At 50.7% G+C, this 18,873-nt stretch carries 17 protein-coding genes; 12 read left to right on the top strand and 5 right to left on the bottom strand.

Annotation, left to right across the window (positions count from 1 at the left end):
- Nucleotides 1-203 precede the first annotated feature (203 nt).
- From AC0YN0_RS25290 to AC0YN0_RS25270, 5 genes are all read left to right on the top strand, one after another.
- Nucleotides 204-1,526, top strand: coding sequence for an ABC transporter substrate-binding protein (locus tag AC0YN0_RS25290; protein WP_475823736.1), 1,323 nt, complete (start codon nt 204-206; stop codon nt 1,524-1,526).
- Nucleotides 1,527-1,619: 93 nt separating this feature from the next.
- Complete coding sequence (locus AC0YN0_RS25285) at nt 1,620-2,510, top strand: carbohydrate ABC transporter permease (RefSeq protein WP_337098313.1); 891 nt, start codon at nt 1,620-1,622, stop codon at nt 2,508-2,510.
- A 3-nt stretch (nt 2,511-2,513) separates the two neighbouring features.
- Nucleotides 2,514-3,344, top strand: a complete 831-nt coding sequence (locus tag AC0YN0_RS25280) for a carbohydrate ABC transporter permease (RefSeq protein WP_442048292.1) — start codon at nt 2,514-2,516, stop codon at nt 3,342-3,344.
- A 92-nt stretch (nt 3,345-3,436) separates the two neighbouring features.
- Nucleotides 3,437-4,201, top strand: a complete 765-nt coding sequence (locus AC0YN0_RS25275; protein ID WP_475823735.1) for a response regulator transcription factor — start codon at nt 3,437-3,439, stop codon at nt 4,199-4,201.
- Nucleotides 4,202-4,339: 138 nt separating this feature from the next.
- Nucleotides 4,340-6,139: an ABC transporter ATP-binding protein gene (locus tag AC0YN0_RS25270; protein WP_475823734.1), complete on the top strand. Its 1,800-nt coding sequence runs from the start codon at nt 4,340-4,342 to the stop codon at nt 6,137-6,139.
- A gap of 220 nt (nt 6,140-6,359) precedes the next feature.
- On the opposite strand, the gene AC0YN0_RS25265 is transcribed toward AC0YN0_RS25270, so the two are convergent.
- The gene (locus AC0YN0_RS25265) at nt 6,360-7,199 is read right to left on the bottom strand and encodes a LysM peptidoglycan-binding domain-containing protein (RefSeq protein ID WP_475823733.1); all 840 of its coding nucleotides are present in this window, start codon (nt 7,197-7,199) and stop codon (nt 6,360-6,362) included.
- 230 nt (nt 7,200-7,429) lie between these two features.
- Between AC0YN0_RS25265 and lacZ the strand changes: the two genes are divergently transcribed.
- Nucleotides 7,430-10,537, top strand: coding sequence for a beta-galactosidase, LacZ type (gene lacZ, locus AC0YN0_RS25260; protein WP_475823732.1), 3,108 nt, complete (start codon nt 7,430-7,432; stop codon nt 10,535-10,537).
- Nucleotides 10,538-10,580: 43 nt separating this feature from the next.
- Here lacZ and AC0YN0_RS25255 read toward each other — a convergent pair whose 3' ends face one another.
- Nucleotides 10,581-11,273 (bottom strand): AIM24 family protein, encoded by a 693-nt coding sequence (locus AC0YN0_RS25255; protein ID WP_475823731.1) that lies wholly within the window; start codon nt 11,271-11,273, stop codon nt 10,581-10,583.
- Nucleotides 11,270-11,755 (bottom strand): hypothetical protein, encoded by a 486-nt coding sequence (locus AC0YN0_RS25250; protein ID WP_475823730.1) that lies wholly within the window; start codon nt 11,753-11,755, stop codon nt 11,270-11,272. The genes AC0YN0_RS25255 and AC0YN0_RS25250 overlap by 4 nt, the downstream gene beginning before the upstream one ends.
- A 180-nt stretch (nt 11,756-11,935) precedes the next feature.
- Between AC0YN0_RS25250 and AC0YN0_RS25245 the strand changes: the two genes are divergently transcribed.
- Nucleotides 11,936-12,544: a GNAT family N-acetyltransferase gene (locus AC0YN0_RS25245; protein ID WP_475823729.1), complete on the top strand. Its 609-nt coding sequence runs from the start codon at nt 11,936-11,938 to the stop codon at nt 12,542-12,544.
- Nucleotides 12,525-13,067, top strand: coding sequence for a GNAT family N-acetyltransferase (locus tag AC0YN0_RS25240; protein WP_475823728.1), 543 nt, complete (start codon nt 12,525-12,527; stop codon nt 13,065-13,067). Before AC0YN0_RS25245 ends, AC0YN0_RS25240 begins: the two co-directional genes overlap by 20 nt.
- A gap of 65 nt (nt 13,068-13,132) precedes the next feature.
- Here AC0YN0_RS25240 and AC0YN0_RS25235 read toward each other — a convergent pair whose 3' ends face one another.
- Both AC0YN0_RS25235 and AC0YN0_RS25230 read right to left on the bottom strand, forming a co-directional pair.
- Entirely contained in the window at nt 13,133-14,131 is a 999-nt protein-coding gene (locus tag AC0YN0_RS25235) for an aldose epimerase family protein (protein ID WP_475823727.1), read from the bottom strand.
- 130 nt (nt 14,132-14,261) lie between these two features.
- A complete protein-coding gene (locus AC0YN0_RS25230) occupies nt 14,262-14,624 on the bottom strand; it encodes a LytTR family transcriptional regulator DNA-binding domain-containing protein (protein WP_442048282.1) in 363 nt (120 codons plus the stop codon).
- A gap of 163 nt (nt 14,625-14,787) precedes the next feature.
- Here AC0YN0_RS25230 and AC0YN0_RS25225 point away from each other — a divergent pair, with 163 nt between their 5' ends.
- The 4 genes from AC0YN0_RS25225 to AC0YN0_RS25210 all read left to right on the top strand — a co-directional run bounded on the left by AC0YN0_RS25225 (nt 14,788) and on the right by AC0YN0_RS25210 (nt 18,581).
- On the top strand, nt 14,788-15,888 hold the full coding sequence (locus AC0YN0_RS25225; RefSeq protein WP_475823726.1) for a lactonase family protein: 1,101 nt from the start codon (nt 14,788-14,790) through the stop codon (nt 15,886-15,888).
- A gap of 38 nt (nt 15,889-15,926) precedes the next feature.
- Nucleotides 15,927-17,165: an MFS transporter gene (locus AC0YN0_RS25220; protein WP_475823725.1), complete on the top strand. Its 1,239-nt coding sequence runs from the start codon at nt 15,927-15,929 to the stop codon at nt 17,163-17,165.
- Between the two features lie 189 nt (nt 17,166-17,354).
- Nucleotides 17,355-18,125, top strand: coding sequence for a DUF2087 domain-containing protein (locus tag AC0YN0_RS25215; protein ID WP_475823724.1), 771 nt, complete (start codon nt 17,355-17,357; stop codon nt 18,123-18,125).
- Nucleotides 18,126-18,152: 27 nt separating this feature from the next.
- Nucleotides 18,153-18,581 (top strand): GIY-YIG nuclease family protein, encoded by a 429-nt coding sequence (locus AC0YN0_RS25210; RefSeq protein WP_475823723.1) that lies wholly within the window; start codon nt 18,153-18,155, stop codon nt 18,579-18,581.
- The last annotated feature ends 292 nt before the right edge of the window (nt 18,582-18,873 follow it).

The following is an 18,873-nucleotide window of genomic DNA, read 5'->3' as shown; positions in this document are numbered from 1 at the left end:
TTTTTTCTTCAATAAACGAAGCGAAATGGAAGCTAAAATCCCACTTAAAGCGATTACATTTAATAAATGTTAGTTAGAAATGAAATTTGTGAAGATGTCATTTGAAGACTATAAATCGCATTTTAAACCATTTGCGAACGCTTACGAGTGAGGTAAACTCAATTTGCAAGCGTTACCAAACGATGAACAGGGGGAAATACGAAATGAAGAAAATTGCATCGTTAGCTTTAGTGTCTGCTGTTATGCTAACAACATTGGCTGCATGTGGCGGAAACAATGGGGACAATGAAACGAACAAAGCGACAAACGCACCGGCAAGCGAGAACACGGCAACGAACAAGCCGAGCAACGGCGGGGGCGAGGAGGCTGCTTCCAACATTACCGGCGAGGTTGTGTTCCTAACAAACCGTACGGACATGGTTGACAAGGAGTACGTTGATTACGAGAAACGATTCGAAGAGAAATACCCCGGCGTTGACCTGAAGTTCGAAGCGATCCTTGACTACGACAAAACGCTTAAGATCCGTATCGCTTCCGGCGATTTCCCGGACGTCGTATTCACGCCAACCATTCCGAACAACGAGCTGTCGAACTACTTCGCTCCGCTTGACGACATTCAATTTTCCGACGAGATCTATTTCAAAGACTTGAAATCGTTCGAAAACAAAATGTACGGCGTATCCTCCGGCGGTTCTACAGTAGGTATCGTTTATAACAAAAAAGCGTTCGAGAAAGCCGGCATTACGGCGATTCCAAAAACGTACGACGAGTTCCTTGCGGCTGCGCAGAAGCTGAAGGATGCAGGCATCGTGCCGCTCGCTTCCAACTTCAAGGACAAATGGCCGCTTGATGCATGGGTATATGACGTGACTACGATCGTAGGCGAGGACCCGGCTCACCAGAACAAACGCGCTGAAACGGATACGCCTTACACGCTTGACAACGCATACGGCAAATCATGGGGCATCCTGCGCGAACTGTACGAAAAAGGCTTCCTTGAGAAAGACGTTAACTCGACGAACTGGGAGCAATCGAAGAAGGACGTCGCATCGGGCAACTTCGGCATGTATCTGCTTGGCAACTGGGTTATCAACCAAGTTATCGAGAACGGCGCCGCTGCCGAGGACGTAGGCTTCTTCCCATTCCCTGCCGACAACAGCGGCGTAGCGAAAGCGCCTCTTAACCCGGACTTCTTCTACGCGGTTAACAAAAACGGCAACGTAGAAGCGGCTAAAGCGTTCGTGAAATGGATGATTGAAGAATCCGGCTTCGACGACTTCGCCGGCTTCATCCCGACGCTCAAAGGCAAAGAACCAAAATTGCCACAGCTTGCGGAATTCAACACGTACTCGCCGAAGTACTTCGAGCCGGCGCAACCAGTGGATGCGGCTACGCAAATCCAGAACAAAGCGCAGCTTGACCAAGCGGCTGTCGTTCAAGAGTTCGTATTGTCGAAGGATCCGCAGAAAGTATTCGATAAAGTGAACACGGCTTGGGCGAAAGCGAAGAAGGACTTAGGTCTGTAACTGTAATTATTATTCATTAGATAACGAGGCGCGGGCGGATGATCGGGTTGTGGGGTCATCCGTCCTAGTCTTTCGGGAAGGAAGGGATACCGTATGTTCAGCAGGCTTTCTTTTAATACGCAGAAGAAGCTCATCATCACTCTGTTCGTGTCGGTGCCGCTGCTGCTGCTTCTGACATTTGCTTATTACCCGGCACTCGAGCTGTTTCGCATCAGCTTCACGAGCTGGGACGGCTTAAGTCCGGACCGGTCATGGATCGGCTTTGACAACTATAAGGAGGTTTTCTCCAATCCGGGCATCTTCGGCGTGTTCAAGCATAACCTTGCTTACTTCGTCGTCGGTATCGTTCAGAACATCCTGGCTATTTATTTCGCGGTTGTACTTAACAGCAAGCTGAAGGGACGCAATTTCTTCCGACTGCTGCTCTTCTTGCCTTATATTCTTAACGGCGTTGCCGTCGCTTACTTGTTCGGATACGTATTCGATACGACGAACGGCTCGCTTAATTACTTATTGGGACAGCTGGGCTTCGGAGCTTTGTCCGAAACGAGCTGGCTTGGCAATGGTTCATTCGTTAACTATACGCTGGCTTCTATCGGCCTATGGAGATTCATGGGCTTCAATATGGTTATTTACTTAGCAGCGCTTCAATCGATCCCTAGTGACCTATACGAGGCCGCATCGATCGACGGAGCGAACGGCTGGAAGCAATTTTTGCATATTACGCTGCCGAACATCTATAAGATTATCGAGTTGAACTTGTTCTTAACCGTTACGGGAGCTTTGGAAGTATTCGATCTACCTTTCGTATTGACGAAGGGCGGACCGGCCGGAGCAAGCGAAACCTTCGTTATGAAAATTATCGAGACCGCATTCCAGTTCAACAACTACGGCCTAGCATCGGCAATGAGTGTAGTCTTGTTGTTATTTGTAGTCATCGTGTTATCGATTCAGCGCTTCCTGCTGAATAGAAAGGGGGAATAAAGGATGCAGCGATCTAGCCGAATCTGGGATAGCGTCAAATATTTATCGCTCCTCGCAGCCGCCTTTGCGATATTGTTCCCGCCTTATATTATTATCGTCAATGCGTTCAAGACGAAGGAAGAGTTCCAAACGAAGTCTTCCATCTCCTTGCCGGACAGCTTCCTTAACTTCAGCAACTTCGGCGCGGCATTCAAGTCCGCGGACATGACGACGGCCTTCGGCAATACGATTATTATTATCGTGGTTACGCTCGTGCTTAATATTTTGATCGGCTCGGCTTTCTGTTATGCGGTCGGACGATTCAACTTTAAGTTCAAAGGCGCGCTTGTCGGACTGTTCCTGTTCGCGACAATCATTCCGTCCATTACGACGCAGGTTGTCAACTACAAGACGATTCAAGCGCTGGAGCTGACGAACAATCTGATGGGGCCGGTGTTGATCTATGTCGGCGCCGATATTTTGCAAATTTATATTTTCTTGCAATTCATTCGCAACATCCCTTATGAGCTCGATGAGAGCGCCATGCTGGAGGGAGCTTCATTGTTCAGGATCTTCCGCTCGATCATCTTCCCGCTGCTTGCCCCGGCGACAGCGACGATCGTGATCTTGAAGACAATTAGCATCTACAACGATATGTTCATTCCGTACTTGTACTTGCCACGGCCCGAGCATGTCGTCGTATCGACCTCGCTTATGCGCTTCTTCGGCGTCAACAGCGGCGACTGGCAGATGATTTCATCGGCGATCCTGATTATTATGATTCCTACGGCAATCCTCTACATGTTCCTTCAAAAATATATTTTCGCAGGTGTGACAAGCGGCGCGGTGAAGTAACCGCCCGCTTGTTTTTCTTGCATGCGCTGACGAAGGAAAGATTGAAGTTTCGCGGATTTTGGCTCAAACTACGAGGGAGGAGCTGAAGTGGTATGAACATCATCATCGTAGACGACGAAGAATTTATTAGGCTCGGTTTGCAAAAGATTTTGCTGAAAATGGACCTCGACATACAAGTGATCGGCTCGTTCAGCAACGGGATGGACGCTTGGACGCATATTGCCAAGCTTGCTCCCGGTGAGCTCGATGTCCTGATTACCGATATAAAGATGCCGATGATGGACGGCTTGCGTCTCATCGAACATATACGCGACAAGTCGATCGCTATGATCGTGCTTAGCGGTTTCAGCGAATTCGAATACGCCCGCAAGGCGCTCAGGCAAGGGGTAAGGGACTATCTCCTGAAGCCGATCGATAAAGCGCAGCTTTATGAACTGCTCACAAGGCTGAAGAGCGAGAGGCAAACGGCGAAGGAGCAGGAGCAGGAGCAGCTAGCCGATGAAGCGTCGTCGCAGTCCCTGTCTGCCGACAAGGAGCATCACGTCATTGAACGGATGAAGGCGATACTGGAGCAGCAGTATGACAAAAACTTCGAGATGGAGAGCATTGCGGAGACGGTTGGCATGAGCGGCAACTATTTAAGCAGGCTGTTCAAGCAGGAGACGGGAGAGACGGTGACCGACTTCCTCATTCGGATTCGGATCGAGAAGGCGAAGCAGTTCATGAGCGATCATCCTTCTTTAAAAAACTATGAAATCTCGCAGCTGGTCGGCTACAGCGATCCGGTCTATTTCAACAAGCTGTTCAAGAAGATGGTCGGCGTAACGCCGAAGGATTATAAGGATAAGCACCGTTGAGCGGATAGCAGCAAAAATCAATAATTTTTTTGCAAATTCACTCATTTACATAACATCCCGTTAGGAGTTAAGATGATTGGCGTCAGCACGAAATGATGATACCTAAAGATTATGGGCTGCAGAAGGATGGAGACTATCATGTTGGAGAGTGCCGCAGAGCTTAAGGCACGGAGAGGGTTAGGCAGCACGTTCGAGAACGCGGCGCTTGCAGAAGAAACGACCCCGTTTCAGTTTTTGTTATCGTTATACAAAGGGAACTTTGGCAATTTGTTTATTTCGTTTGTTTTTTTGATTGTGAAAAGCGCGCCGATCTATGTGCTGCCGATCGTTACGGCGAATATCATCAATATCGCCACGAATCCTTCGGCACATTCCATGCGCGGCATGTGGATCAATTTTATCGTTGTGGTCATCGTTATTTTGCAAAATATACCGACTCATGCGGCGTACATATCGTTCCTCAGCCGTGCTGTCCGGCATGTAGAGGCGGGACTTCGCAGCGCAATGGTACGCAAGCTGCAGCAGCTGTCGATCAACTCGCATCGCGAGCTTCCGGCCGGCAAGCTGCAGTCGAAGGTGCTTCGCGATGTCGAAGCGGTCGAGGCGATGTCGAAGCAGTTTATGATCGCTCTTGCCCCGGCAGTCGTCAACATCGTCGTCTCGTTCATCATAACGGTACAGAGCAGTTGGGTCGTATCGCTGTTCTTCGTCCTTACGATTCCGATGTCGATCTCTATCGTAACGGCGTTCCGCAGGAAGATCCGCCGATCGAACAGCGAATTCCGCAAGGAGATCGAGCAAATGTCATCGCGCGTATCGGAGATGGTCGAGATGATTCCGGTTACGCGGGCGCATGGCCTCGAGAAAGTGGAGATTGCGCGAATCGATTCGACGCTGCGCAATATACAAGGCAAAGGCTATCGCCTCGACCTCGTTGAAGCGTACTTCGGCGCATCGAACTGGGTAACGTTCCAAATCTTCCAGGTGCTTTGCTTAATGTTCACTGCTTATCTCGCTTACAAAGGCGAGATTCAGGTTGGAGACGTCGTCATGTATCAAGGCTTCTTCTCGATGATATTGGGCTCGGTAACCGGTCTTATTAATATTTATCCGCAGATTGCCAAGGGTCTCGAGTCGATTCGCTCGATCAAAGAAATATTAGTGTCCACGGACATCGAGAACAATCGCGGCAAGCAGAAAATGGCTGATGTAAGAGGTTCGTTCTCCTTCGAGAACGTCGAGCTCTCCTACCCGGGCAGCGAGCATCATGTGCTCGAGGACGTCACGCTGGAGGTGAAGGCGGGCGAATGTATCGCGTTCGTCGGTGCGTCCGGCGCAGGCAAATCGACGGTGCTTAATCTCGTCATTGGTTTCCTGCAGGCGACGGGAGGCAAGGTGCGCGTCGACGGCATCGATATGAATGATATCGACCTGCGCAGCTACCGCAAGCATCTGGCCGTCGTGCCGCAGACGAATATCTTATTCTCCGGTACGATACGCGATAATATTACGTACGGATTGAAAGAGATAAACGAGGCGGACATTGCCCGCGTCGTAGAGATGGCGAACCTGTCCGAGTTCATTCAGAAGCTGCCCAAAGGGCTCGACACGATGGTCGGCGAGCACGGAGGCAAGCTGTCCGGCGGCCAACGTCAGCGGATTGCGATAGCGCGCGCGTTAATTCGCGATCCGAAGGTAATCGTGCTCGACGAAGCGACATCGGCTCTCGACAACGAGTCGGAGTTCCATGTGCAGAAGGCGATGCAGGAGCTTATCAAGGATCGGACGACGTTCATTGTTGCGCACCGTCTGTCTACGATCCGCGATGCGGATATAATCGTCGTCATGAAGAACGGGCGTGTAGCCGAGATCGGTACATTCGACGAGTTGATGGCAGGCAAAGGCGAGTTCTATAGCTTAAGGCAGCTGTCAATGTAGGGGATATGCGTCGAGGGTTAAGTTATGATGAGGTTCACTAATTAATGAACCAAAACTCACTTATTACGGCGTATTTCGGAATATATGGAATTTGAATGAGGCAAACCTCACTGCGCGTGAACCAAGGTTCATGGCGAGTGAGGTTTGCCTCATTATTTGTTAGTAGGGAGTTTATTACACGTAAATTTGTGAGCTTAGTCTCACTAATGAGTGAGAAGCTTCACAACTCCCACCACTTCAAGTACAGGAACGGATCGATGGCGGCATATACTGGCGTACGCTTGTAAATGCCAAAGTGCAGATGTGGCAGAAACTTTCCTTCTGTTCCTTCGGGTCCGTACCCCGTGCTGCCGACATAGCCGATTAGCTGTCCTGCGGATACAATAACGCCTTCCTTGATGCCGGCCGCATACTTGAATAGATGCGCATAATAAAACTCAGTCGTTTCATCGACGCGCACCGTGACGCGCCAGCCGCCGTATTCGTTCCATGCGGCTTTGACGATCGTGCCGCCAAGCGCGCTGTATACGGGAGTGCCTTTGTCCGCGAATATATCGACGCCTTCGTGCGAACGAGCAGCGATGCCATCGGGCGACCAAGAGCGCGAGTCCGCGTAAGTATTGGTAAACGGCGTATAGTTTCCTTCCGTAAGAGGAAAAACGCCTGTTAAGTAATTGTCTGGCTTCTTAGGTATGCGGATCTCTAGCCCCATCCATATGTTATTTGGATTCGATAGTTGCGGATTGGCATTTATGAGCTTAGTAAGCGGGATATTGTAACGCTGCGCTATCTTCCACATCGTGTCGTTCTGCTGAACCTTGACCGAAGCATATTCCGGCGGGTTCGGCACTTGAAGCGTCTGACCAATCGTTAGCTCATCGGTTGTCAGGCTGTTTAACGCCTTTAATTGCTCCACGGTAACGCCGTATTTCGTCCCGATTAGCCAAAGCGAATCATTCGGCTGTACGGTGTACGAGGCGGCGGAGCCGATTCCCGGGGCTGCGGTTAGTAAAGCGAGAAGCGCGGCGCTGCAGGCTAACCTTTTCATTCTACCTTTCATGCTGTCTCGACCTCTCTTACGTGGAATGATCTTCTATTCCATATTAGTAGAGAAAGCGCTTCATATTTAGCGGTAAATATTGGGCTGCAGCGAAGGTACAGGTTTTATTGCAGGATTGGAAATGTTCAAATTTTGATAGGATATATGAATATTATACAAGGAATACTGAAATCCAATTGTTTTATAATGTGAATATAGTTCTACTACTACGAAGTGAGGAGTCGACATAAATGCGTAAAAAATTCATTTATTCCCCTCCGGCGAACGGTTATCCCGAATGGAATAACAATCCGGATATTTTTCAGTTAAATCGAATGGATGCTCATGCTTCGTTAATGCCGTTCGACACGGTAGAGGAAGCGTTAAAGGGGGATCATGCTTCATCCGCGAATCGTTTGTTGCTGAACGGTAAATGGAAGTTCGCTTTCGCAACGAATGCAGAGGCGCGTATCGCTAACTTTTACGAGGCTGATTACGATCATAGCAATTGGGATGAGATTGCTGTGCCAGGTCATTGGCAGTTGCAGGGCTACGATTACCCGCAATATACGAATGTGACCTACCCATGGCATGGCAACGAGGATGTGAAGGCGCCCTTCGCCCCGACTGCTTATAATCCTGTCGGATCGTACGTACGCTCTTTCAACGTTCCGGACAATTGGCAAGGCAAACCCGTCTTCATTAGCTTCCAAGGCGTTGAGTCAGCGTTCTACGTATGGTTGAACGGTGAACTGGTCGGCTTCAGCCAAGATACGTTCACGCCGTCGGAGTTCGACCTTACGCCTTATTTGATCGAAGGCGACAACAAGCTCGCGGTTGAAGTATACCGCTGGAGCGATGCGAGCTGGCTGGAGGACCAAGACTTCTGGCGGATGAGCGGTATATTCCGCGATGTGTATTTGTATACGACGCCGGATGTACATATCTACGACTTCTTCGTACGGACACAGCTCGATGAGCAGTATCGCGATGCGGAGCTTGTTATTGATGCGAAGCTGCTCGATTATTATGCTCGCGACGCGGCTAACGTGACCGTCGAGGCCGTTCTGTATGACGCTGCTGGCCAGCCTGTTCTGGCAGAGCCGTTAACCGTTAGCATCTCGACCATTGGTGAGCAGCTTAAGGAAATTCAGCTCGGAGCAAGCCTATCCAATCCGCTCAAATGGAGCGCCGAGCAGCCGAACTTATATACGCTTGTGCTAAGCTTGAAAAACAAGAGCGGAGAGCTGCTTGAGGCAGTCAGCTGCAAGGTTGGCTTCCGGAGCTTCGAGCTTAAGGACGGCCTCATGCAAATAAACGGCAAACGGATTATGTTCAAGGGCGTTAATCGCCATGAGTTCAACTGCGATACGGGACGCTCCATTACGGAAGCGGATATGCGCAAGGACATTGAATTAATGAAGCTTCATAACATTAATGCCGTCCGTACATCGCACTATCCGAACGACTCGCTCTGGTATAAGCTGTGCGACGAATACGGACTGTATGTGATCGACGAGACGAATTTGGAGACGCATGGCTCTTGGTATTACGGGCAGCAGGAGCTGCTCGAGACCGTACCGGGCAGCCGCCCCGAATGGACGGCGGCGGTGCTTGACCGATGCAACACGATGTTCCAGCGCGATAAGAACCATCCGTCTATCGTCATCTGGTCGCTGGGCAACGAGTCATTCGGAGGCGACAACTTCATTAAGATGCATGATTTCTTACGCGAGGTTGATCCTACGCGAATCGTTCATTACGAAGGGGCCTTCCATTACCGGGCGTCTGACGCCGCTTCTGATATCGAGAGCCACATGTATACGTCGCCTCAAGGTGTAGAGCGCTATGCGCAGAGCAATCCGAAGAAGCCGTTCATTCTATGCGAATACAGCCACGCGATGGGCAACTCTTGCGGCGGTCTGCATGTGTATTGGGAAGTTTTCGAACGATATCCTGTGCTTCAAGGGGGTTTCATCTGGGATTGGATCGATCAGTCGATCCGCATTGTAGATGCGGACGGCACGGTAAAGATGCAGTACGGCGGCGACTTCGGCGAATCGCCGCATGACGGCAACTTCTGCGGCAACGGCCTTATTTTCGCGGATCGGACGGTCTCGCCTAAGCTGCAGGAAGTGAAAAAGGTGTATCAAAATGTGAAGTTCGAAGCGGTCGACTTGGCTGCGGGTACGATTAAAGTAACGAACCGTCATCTGTTTAACGCGCTTGATCAGTATGCGTTTGTGTGGAGCGTATCGGTCGACGGGCGCAAGGTGGAGGAGGGAACAGTGTCTGCTGCAGTCGCTCCTGAATCGCAAGAGACGATCACGATCGGCTACCAGCTGCCAATTCTCGCTAACGCATCCGAGCAAGCGGTACTGACCGTTCAATTGCTGCTTAAGGAAGATACGGTTTGGGCAACGGAAGGCCATGAGATCGCGTTCGAGCAGTTCGTGCTGCCGGCGCATGCCATCGTTCGCGTCGGTCCTGCTGCTGAGAAACCAGACGTCACGTTGAAGGAGACAGCCGAGCTGTTGACGATTACAGGCGAGTCTTTCGCGGCAAGCTTTAACAAAGCAACTGGCAGCTTGGCCGCTTATGCTTGGAGAGGCAAGGAACGTCTGCGGACGGCGCTGACGCCGAACTTCTGGCGCGCTTACACGGATAATGACCGCGGTAATAAGCATCATGAACGCTGTGCGACATGGCGAGAAGCGGGAGCCGAACGGTCATTGATAGCGCTGGAGTGGGAAGCGACGGGCAGCATTGCTATCGTTCGGGCGAAGTTTAGCTTACCGACGACAAGTGAGTCGGATCTAAGCATCGTATACACGGTAAATGGAGACGGTGCAGTAGACGTGTATGAGGAGCTGACGCCGGGAGACGGCTTGCCTGAAATTCCGGAGGTCGGCATCATGTTCTCGTTGCCGGCAGAGTTCGATCGATTAAGCTGGTACGGCAACGGGCCTGATGAGACGTATTGGGATCGTCAGACGGGCGGCAAGCTCGGCCGTTATTCAGGTACGGTGAAGGATCAGCTTGTTCCCTACATCCGTCCGCAGGAATGCGGCAACAAAACGGATGTGCGCAGCGCCGCTATAACGAATGCGCAGGGCGAAGGCATCGAGTTGACTGGACAGCCGCATTTTGAATTGAATGTCCTTCCTTACACGCCTTCCGAGCTGGAGTCTTATGATCATTTCTATAAGCTGCCTGCAAGCGACAAAACAGTCGTACGCGTCAATTACAAGCAAATGGGCGTCGGCGGGAATGACAGCTGGGGACAGAAGGCGGAGCAGGAGTATACGTTGTTCGCTAATCGGAAGTACTCGCATCGCTTCTCGTTCCGAGGCATTTAACGCAAAAGGCTTGCCGTTATCCATATGGGACGGCAAGCCTTTGTCATTTAATATATACGCCTCCGAATGGAAGCAGTTCGCGCAGCACGCGCTTAATAATTCCTCCGTTGCTCTGCAGCTGCTGCATGAGTTCGGCATCGTGGGAGCCCGTCTGAATGAGTACCGGTCCGCTTCCGATTATTTCCCACTGCACCTGCATATGCTGGCTGGCCAATTGGTTGCCATATACGGACAGCTTAATGGACGCATGCTCGGGATAAGCGATGAGTGCTCCGGCTTCAACATAGAGCGGTCGATCCTTCTGGAGCTGTATCGCCTTCACGTCGCCAGCTGTGATGACGCCAAGCGTCCCGGGGCCGGTGAATCGCATGCGTACGAATTCGCGCGTAATCCAGGCGTTTTTCATTTTCTGTATTCTGGGCTTCAGCTGCATGCCGTCCGAGAAAAAAATAATATGCCGCAAATCGAATAATAGGTCGCTATCCTTCTCAATCTGGACCGACTCCAGCGAGCAGCCTGGCGGCAAGCCAAGCACGAATTCGGACGGCCCGCTTAGTAGCGAGCGTATCCACTTCCGCTTGCGGTACAGACCGGCCAGGTCCATGAACCGGTCCTCACGCAGATGAGGCAGTCCTTGATAAGCGATAATGGCTTTCGGATGCAGCACATGAAGCTTGTCCGCCGTTTCGAGCGTTACATGCACATGGCCGTATGGAGCGGGGACGGTCGTTTTCATCCGCTAATTCCGCGTGCCGCTGCGCTTCTCTGCTTGCGCCAAACGGCGAAGCGCCAGATGCGAACCGAGGCCAAATAAAGCACGATAAGGGATACAACGACGACAGCCGCCGTGATGAGCTTGCTGACGAGCGATTGACGCTGCTGCTTCATCTGCTCCATCTCGGCTTGAAGGCTGCTGTTCTGCGCGAGCAGCTCCTCGTTTTGCTGGCGATACTGCTCGTTCTGTTCGGTCAATTCAGCTTGCTTCTGCGTTAGCTGCTCGGTTACGATCAGAGATTGCTCCAGCTTCTCGGCTTGACTCTCGAGCAACGCTTGCGCATCGGAGTACTGCTGCTGCAGCTCGTCGAGCTTCTCCGGCGTGTTGTATATGTCCTTAATACGGTCGAACATGCCGGCATGGGCGACAGGCTGCGGCAACGATAAGGTTAGTAGAATAATAAGTGCGATTAGAAGGGAGGACGTATAATAAAGTCGTTTCATGATAAGATCTCCTTTCGCGAATGATCGACAATAGATTGCTGCTGTTTCCATTTTACAGTCTTTTTCGACAGTAGTCACCTTTCATGTTATAGCAATTGGATTAAAGAGTAGGGAGGGATAACGACATTCGGTAACGAAAGCATTGAAGAGTAATTTTGGAAGGTTCAGGGAGGGGCTAGTATGCTGTTTACTCGTATTGAGGGTGAAAGAGTTGCGTTAATACCGCTTGAGGCTGAGCACGCGGAATCGTTATTCGAATGTTCGCGCTCTCCTGAAATATGGGAGTATCTTCCCGTGAAGATTGAGAATTTAGATGAGATGAGGAGCTTCGTACAGTCGGCAATTGACGAGAGGGAGCGCGGTGAGCAATTTCCTTATGCGATTTATGACAAGCTGCTCGGTCGCTTCGTCGGCATGACCCGATATTTGAGAATATCGCGCCCGAACCGCAATTTGAATATCGGTTGGACTTGGTACACGCCGGACGTATGGAGAACCTCAGTGAACACGGAGTGTAAATATTTGCTCCTGTCGCAAGCTTTTGAGGTTTGGCGGGCTGTGCGCGTCGAACTCATTACGACAACGAGTCATTCCCGTTCGCAGCGGGCAATCGAGAGGTTAGGCGCAGTGCGGGAAGGTATTTTGCGCAAAAAATATAATGGGCTCGATTATGCGGTCTACAGCATCATTGATGAGGATTGGTATGGCGACGAGGGCGTTAAGGCGCGGCTCGAAAAAAAACTGGCGGAACATGGGAGGGCAGAATCGGATGGCGGAGATCGTAATTAGAAGACCGGATACAGCGGAATACCCGCGTGTCCATGCGTTTCAGTGCGAATACTTGGATCAGGAGAGTCTCGAAGCGTTCGACAGAAAGCTAGCTGAGGCGACGGGGCATTATTTGGCGGCGTTCGACGGCGACGAAGTGGTTGGCGTATGCTACGGTTGCCAGTCGTCCAGAGATGCCAATACGATGGCGTTGCAGGGCATTGCGGTGAGCTTAGATACAAGCAACAATTATGTGAGGACGGGAATAGGGTCTAGGCTCAATGCGGCCTTCGAACAGAGTGCTCGGAGCAGTGGTTATGCTCGAATTGACCTTGGCTCGGCTGACGATCTGAAGGTGGAGCGGTTTTATTTGAAAAACGGTTATGTGCCGTATGAGCTGGTTGCCAAGGATGCGGACTATGAAGAGCTAACACGCGTAGTTGTCGACGATTATGCGAGCGGCAAGGCGTTGCAGCAGCAACTGCGGGATCAATATCGAAGCGCGACCGAGGTTATATTTATATTCCACAAAAGGTTGGTTTAACGACAAAACAGGCTGCTTAAAGCGTCTCATCGGACGCCTCAAGCAGCCTATTCATTGCTCTCGGACTAGGATCTTACATACAGACGGCTTGTCTCTTCCCAGATGCTGCCCGGTTCAAGCGATACGAGACCGATCTGATCGGCTGGCAGATTGACGTTCGGTGCATTGACTAAGTTAAGCTGCGGCTCAGGACAGAAGAAGCCCGGCGTCGCGCCATTGTTCCAAATCATCCATTGCTTGTAGGCTGTACCGACATCGTAGACAAGCGTAACGCCTGCGCGTGAATCGGTAAGCTCCATTGCATTGCGGCCGTTCTGAGGCTCGCTCGTGTAATGATTGTCCATCGACTCCCAGATCGGGGATAGGCCTGTCGTCTTCATGGCTTCCTCTTCTGCGGATAGCGGTTGGAAGTTGCCCGTTGGCAGCATGCGCTCGTTAAGCTCCCAGCGCTTGCCTGTCGTCAGCGTGAAGCGGCAGTCGTCCACTGTGCTGTTCGGTGCGAAAGGCGCATTAATCGCCGTATGGAATGCAAGCATGCAAGGCATAGCATCTGTTCCTTCGTTATGAACAAGCACATTCTGCTGCAAGCCGAGATCGCTAAGCGAGTAGCGAAGCTTAATCGAGAACTTGTGCGGCAAGTAGGTATAGATAGGGTGGTTCTCATCAATTGAAATGTTAAGAGCGACGTAGCTCTCCGTTTTCGTTACGCCGAAATCCTCGACAGACCATTCAGCTGTATGGAAGAAGCCGTGCAAATGGTTGCCGGTCTTCGCTTCATTGACCGGGAATTGATACGTTCTGCCGTTCCAAGTGAAGGTGCCGTCCTCGTATCGGTTCGGAGGAAACAAGACCGGAATACCGTGAATGCCGGGGTTTGCTTTGAAGCTTTCCATTTCGTCTGCCGCGGGCTCGCGCAGGAAGGTATAATTATTCGTTGTATCGCGGAATGCGATCAGGTTAGCGCCAACCTTCGGCAACACTGCCGCTTCATAAGCGCCCCATTTCAGCCAAACGGCCGGCTCTTGGTGAAATAATTGCTCGAATGCTTGTCCTTGAGTAGACATAAGTTCCTCCTAGAATAATAGTGAGAGTTATGTAGCGATACGTCATATTCAACCTAAGAATAGCAGGACACGGCACAACAAACAACCGCCTTATTCCGCTATTCGCGGAAATAAGGCGGTTGTGTAGACATCATGGCGTCTGGCGTAATTGGCTGTCAGCCGAACGCTGTCTGAACAATTCCTGAATGACGTATTGTTTGCGGCGATTGACGGTTAGCTGTTTCGATTCGGAACAGTCCGTTCCGAAATAAATGGTGCCGCCGGAGATCGATTTGATTTTGCCAAGGTTAATGTAGCAGTTGGAGCTGATCTGATAGAAGCTGCTCTTGCCAATTAGCTGAGTGATGAGCTCGGCAGTCATTCTCTTCTTTATATTGTAGTTTCTGCCGTGGAAGCTGACGAGTCCTTGCATTCCGATTCTGAAATAAAGCACATCCGACTCCAAATCAAAATCCTCATAAACATTCCTTTCGCTCAGTGCTAAATTCATCATTCCATCGTCCCCCTTCAGAAATGTGAACACCTGAATTGTTAGCGCTTACATTGTAACACACATTGGATGGGTTTGGGAAGTATATTCTAAAAGTCATTGTTTGAACGTAAACCTTGTGCTATGTTCAAATTATTGGCAAGCTGATGAAAGGGAAGTGAACGTAATGAGTAAACGGCAAACAGAGCTTTTTTCAGGAATGGTATATATCGGATCGTATGGGAGTGCCGATGAATCGACGGTGCGAGTCTGCCGCTTCAACGGTGTCGATGGGAGCTTGCAAGTAACGGAGGCATTCGCGAACGCCGAGAATGCGTCTTACTTGGCGCTTCACCCGCAAGGAAACAAGCTTTATGCGGTTAGTGAGACGGAATCAACAAACGGCGCAGTTGGCGGTGCAGTCATTGCCTATGAAGTGGATCCTGTTACAGGAGGGCTGCTGGGACAGACGAGCAGAGCGTTGACCCATGGCGCACATCCTTGTTACATAAGCGTTGATGCAGAGGGACAATCGGCTTTCGTTGCCAACTATACGGGAGGCAATGTCGCTTTGCTTTCGCTTAATGCTGAAGGCGAGTTAACCGTGACTGCGGCCGTCGCGGAGGACAATGGGCAGCTTGGACCGAACGCGGCTAGGCAGGATGCGCCTCATGCTCACTCGATCGTGCCGATTCCAGGCACGGCATACGTAAGCGTTGCGGATCTAGGCATTGATGAGGTCATCGTATATTTAGTTGATCCAAAGAGCGGCTCACTAACGAAGCATAGCAGCTGTTCCATTCATCGCGGCGCAGGTCCTCGCCATCTCGTATTCCATGGGGAGCTTCCTTTTGCTTATGTCATGAACGAGCTGGATTCGACGATCACAACGCTGAAGGTGGATTCAGAGCAAGGTAAACTGACAGAAATCAAATTTGTATCGGCACTGCCGCAAGGGTTTGACGCCTACAACGATGCGGCGGATATTCATATCGCGTCTTCCGGTCGGTTCTTATACAGCTCGAACCGCGGGCATGACAGTATCGCGGTATTTGCCATTGATCAGAGCAATGGCGAATTGACGCTCGTTCAACATATCGGAAGCGGCGGGGGAGCTCCGCGCAACTTCGGGTTAACGCCGGATGGCTCGTATTTGCTTGCGGCGAACCAGAAGAGCGGCAACATTGCAGCGTTCAGCGTCGACGAGGCAAGCGGTGAATTGACTGCTCTCGGCACGGTGCTGGAAGTGCCAAGCCCCGTATGCATCCGCTTCGGGAAGTCGCTGTAGCTCGAAGTACGTAACTATGAAAGGCAGGTCCTATCATCATGTCTGGGCAGCAATCGCAAACGGGGGTTAAGTCTGATGCCGTTAGATCGGCCACCGTATATTCCATTTTATTCGCTATAAGTTCGGTACACATGTTAAATGATTCGATGCAAGCGGTCGTCTCGGCTTTATTTCCGATATTCGAGGATTCATTGAATTTGAATTATGGGCAGATCGGCTGGATTGCCTTCACGCTTAATATGACATCATCGGTCATGCAGCCTGTAGTCGGGCTCGTCTCCGACAAGAAGCCGATGCCTTGGATGCTGCCGCTTGGGATGGTATGCAGCATGATCGGGATGGCGGGTCTTGCTTTCGCCCCCAACTTCTGGCTGCTGCTGCTGTCGGTCGTGTTCGTCGGCTTAGGCTCGGCGGTATTTCACCCGGAAGGCTCGCGAGTCGTGCATCTTGGAGCGGGCAGCCGCCGGGCGTTCGCGCAATCGATCTACCAGGTGGGCGGCAACTTCGGCAGTACGCTGGCGCCGCTCATGACGATCTTCATCTTCGTGCCGCTAGGGCAACGCGGCGCCGCGTGGGGCATGCTGCTTGCGGCTGCCGCAATCGCCGTGCTGTTCAAGGTTGTGCCTTGGTATTCGGCACAGCTTGCCGCGCATGCGAACCAACTGCCTAAGAAGAAAGGCCAGGCGGCTGCAGGCGGAGCAAGCTTGGCTCCAATCAGTCAGCGAACGGTAGCGTTCGCGCTGACGATATTGTTCATCGTTGTATTCGCTCGTTCCTGGTATGCGGCGGGCATCGGTACTTTTTATCAGTTCTATGCGGAAGAGCAATACGGACTGTCGACCAAAGGTGCGCAAGTGCCGCTGTTTCTGTTCATGGCGGCCGGCGTTGTAGGCACGTTTTTCGGAGGAATGATCGCAGACCGGATTGGCCGCAAAAAAATGATGCTGATCTCGTTGCTCGGCGCTGCTCCGATCGCCCTTATTTTGCCGCATTTGCCGCTTGGCTGGGTGTACCCTGTTATTGCGGTGCTAGGACTCGTGCTGCAATCCGGCTTCTCGGTCAGCGTTGTGTACGCGCAGGATCTTATGCCGAACAAAGTCGGAACGGCTTCCGGACTTATTACCGGTCTTGCCTTCGGGATGGGAGCGCTTGGCTCGGTTGTGCTGGGACATTTTGCAGTTGCATACTCGCTTGAAGACGTTATAGTGGCAAGCAGTGCGCTCCTTATGTTAGGTCTGCTTGCAATTATGTTACCGAAAGATCGCAAATCGATATAAGTTATGGATGGATAATTAAGTGAGTGCGTGTGAGGATCATCTTCGGCTGGAGTGTTGGCTGAGGATGATCCTTTTATGTATGCGCGGAATTGAAAATTCTAGACGGTTGGCGAATGTGTCTTGATTTATAACAAACGTAATTATATAATGTCTATAAAATAACTAGATAAATCTACGGGGTGTTTGGTGATGGAGCTTAACGAACGATTCTGGTCTGCTACGCTTAACGATATGAAGCAAGGTTATGTATACGATGAGGCTGCGGCTGCTTATATTTGCCTTGTATGTGGAGAAAGCTTCGAAGATGGCGAAGTGTTCGCCGTGCCTCATTCGAATCGATGGTTTGAGGCGCGCAAGTTCGCTGCGCATCACGTTCAGACGGTGCATGGCACAATGCTGACCTATTTGCTCGGTTTAGACAAGAAGGCGACCGGACTGACTGATCTGCAGAAGGAGCTCGTGCGCGATTTTGCCGAAGGGCTGTCAGATAACGAGATAGTTAAGAAAACGGGCGCAGGCAGCGCTTCGACGATTCGCAATCACCGTTTCGTATTGAAGGAGAAGGCAAAGCAAGCGAAGCTGCTGCTAGCCATTATGGAACTAATGGATGGCGGGGCGGTCGATGCGCCAAAGTTCGTGCCGATTCATCGGACGGCGACCCAAGTCGATGAACGATACGCGATTACCGAAGCGGAGAACGCGAGCTGGATGAAGCAATATTTTCCGAATGGACCAACCGGACCGTTGGCCTCGTTTCCCCGTAAGGAGAAGCGGAAAATCGTTATTTTGCGGCACATTGCCTCATTTTTTAAGAGTGGCGTGAAGTATAAGGAGAAGGAAGTGAACGCGCAGCTTCGCGTATTCTGGGAGGATGATTATGTAACGCTGCGCCGTTATATGATTGAATATGGATTTCTAGACAGGGAAGACGATTGCAGTGAATATTGGGTGAAGGAATAGGCACAAATTAGGAAGGGGAAGAAAAACATGGAACGAAATAAAGAAAAGCGCAAGCAACTGGTATCGGAGTACCAGGAGCGGGAGCGCAAGATGGGGATATACCAGATCAAAAACGAGGCTAACGAAAAGCTTTTTATCGGAGGGTCGACGAATTTGGAAGGGCTGTGGAATAAGGAGACGTTTATCCTCGATCTTGGATCGCATATGAATAAGGAGCTCCAGCGCGAGTGGAAGCAATTCGGTGCGGAGAAATTCTCTTTCCTCATCCTGGAGACCATCAAATTCGATCATGAGGTTCGTTACGATTATAAAGACGTATTCTTGGCCGAGGGAGCGGATGCAGGCAATGTTGTCCGCAGTTATAAACGAGAAATCGACAAGTTAAAGGAGAAGTGGATAGGTGAGCTTCAGCCATACGGAGATAGAGGCTACCACAAGCAAGTGGAAGGAACATAGTCGAGGCCTCTCTACGGATGCAGCTGTTAGTGGCGTATTTATATTGACAGACAATTCCAAGTGAAGTAATATCGGTGTAGATAAAGCAATAATATGGATGAAGAATAGCGAAGCACGCTTATTCCCTCAGTCGAGGGAGAAGCGTGCTTTTTTTTGTGGTTGTTTGCGGTTGAGCTATGTCGAAAAAGCAATTAATTTACAATAATTAGCGATTGGGTAGGAAGGAGTTAGTTGTGATGAGGAAGAAATGGTATAAAGTTCCTCTGTTGAGGATAATTCTAGCGTTCATTAT

Source organism: Paenibacillus sp. J22P218, from assembly GCF_056269195.1.
Note: the sequence above shows the minus strand (reverse complement) of the source record. Positions and strands in the feature narration are given on the sequence as shown.

What these genes read in the sequence shown, in the direction of transcription:
- AC0YN0_RS25270 (WP_475823734.1), top strand. Translation starts at nt 4,340, where the DNA reads ATGTTGGAGAGTGCCGCAGAGCTTAAGGCACGGAGAGGGTTAGGCAGC.
- AC0YN0_RS25280 (WP_442048292.1), top strand. Translation starts at nt 2,514, where the DNA reads ATGCAGCGATCTAGCCGAATCTGGGATAGCGTCAAATATTTATCGCTC.
- AC0YN0_RS25215 (WP_475823724.1), top strand. Translation starts at nt 17,355, where the DNA reads ATGGAGCTTAACGAACGATTCTGGTCTGCTACGCTTAACGATATGAAG.
- AC0YN0_RS25245 (WP_475823729.1), top strand. Translation starts at nt 11,936, where the DNA reads ATGCTGTTTACTCGTATTGAGGGTGAAAGAGTTGCGTTAATACCGCTT.
- AC0YN0_RS25240 (WP_475823728.1), top strand. Translation starts at nt 12,525, where the DNA reads ATGGCGGAGATCGTAATTAGAAGACCGGATACAGCGGAATACCCGCGT.
- lacZ (WP_475823732.1), top strand. Translation starts at nt 7,430, where the DNA reads ATGCGTAAAAAATTCATTTATTCCCCTCCGGCGAACGGTTATCCCGAA.
- AC0YN0_RS25275 (WP_475823735.1), top strand. Translation starts at nt 3,437, where the DNA reads ATGAACATCATCATCGTAGACGACGAAGAATTTATTAGGCTCGGTTTG.
- AC0YN0_RS25235 (WP_475823727.1), bottom strand. Translation starts at nt 14,131, where the DNA reads ATGTCTACTCAAGGACAAGCATTCGAGCAATTATTTCACCAAGAGCCG.
- AC0YN0_RS25250 (WP_475823730.1), bottom strand. Translation starts at nt 11,755, where the DNA reads ATGAAACGACTTTATTATACGTCCTCCCTTCTAATCGCACTTATTATT.
- AC0YN0_RS25265 (WP_475823733.1), bottom strand. Translation starts at nt 7,199, where the DNA reads ATGAAAGGTAGAATGAAAAGGTTAGCCTGCAGCGCCGCGCTTCTCGCT.
- AC0YN0_RS25210 (WP_475823723.1), top strand. Translation starts at nt 18,153, where the DNA reads ATGGAACGAAATAAAGAAAAGCGCAAGCAACTGGTATCGGAGTACCAG.
- AC0YN0_RS25285 (WP_337098313.1), top strand. Translation starts at nt 1,620, where the DNA reads ATGTTCAGCAGGCTTTCTTTTAATACGCAGAAGAAGCTCATCATCACT.
- AC0YN0_RS25220 (WP_475823725.1), top strand. Translation starts at nt 15,927, where the DNA reads ATGTCTGGGCAGCAATCGCAAACGGGGGTTAAGTCTGATGCCGTTAGA.
- AC0YN0_RS25290 (WP_475823736.1), top strand. Translation starts at nt 204, where the DNA reads ATGAAGAAAATTGCATCGTTAGCTTTAGTGTCTGCTGTTATGCTAACA.
- AC0YN0_RS25255 (WP_475823731.1), bottom strand. Translation starts at nt 11,273, where the DNA reads ATGAAAACGACCGTCCCCGCTCCATACGGCCATGTGCATGTAACGCTC.
- AC0YN0_RS25225 (WP_475823726.1), top strand. Translation starts at nt 14,788, where the DNA reads ATGAGTAAACGGCAAACAGAGCTTTTTTCAGGAATGGTATATATCGGA.
- AC0YN0_RS25230 (WP_442048282.1), bottom strand. Translation starts at nt 14,624, where the DNA reads ATGATGAATTTAGCACTGAGCGAAAGGAATGTTTATGAGGATTTTGAT.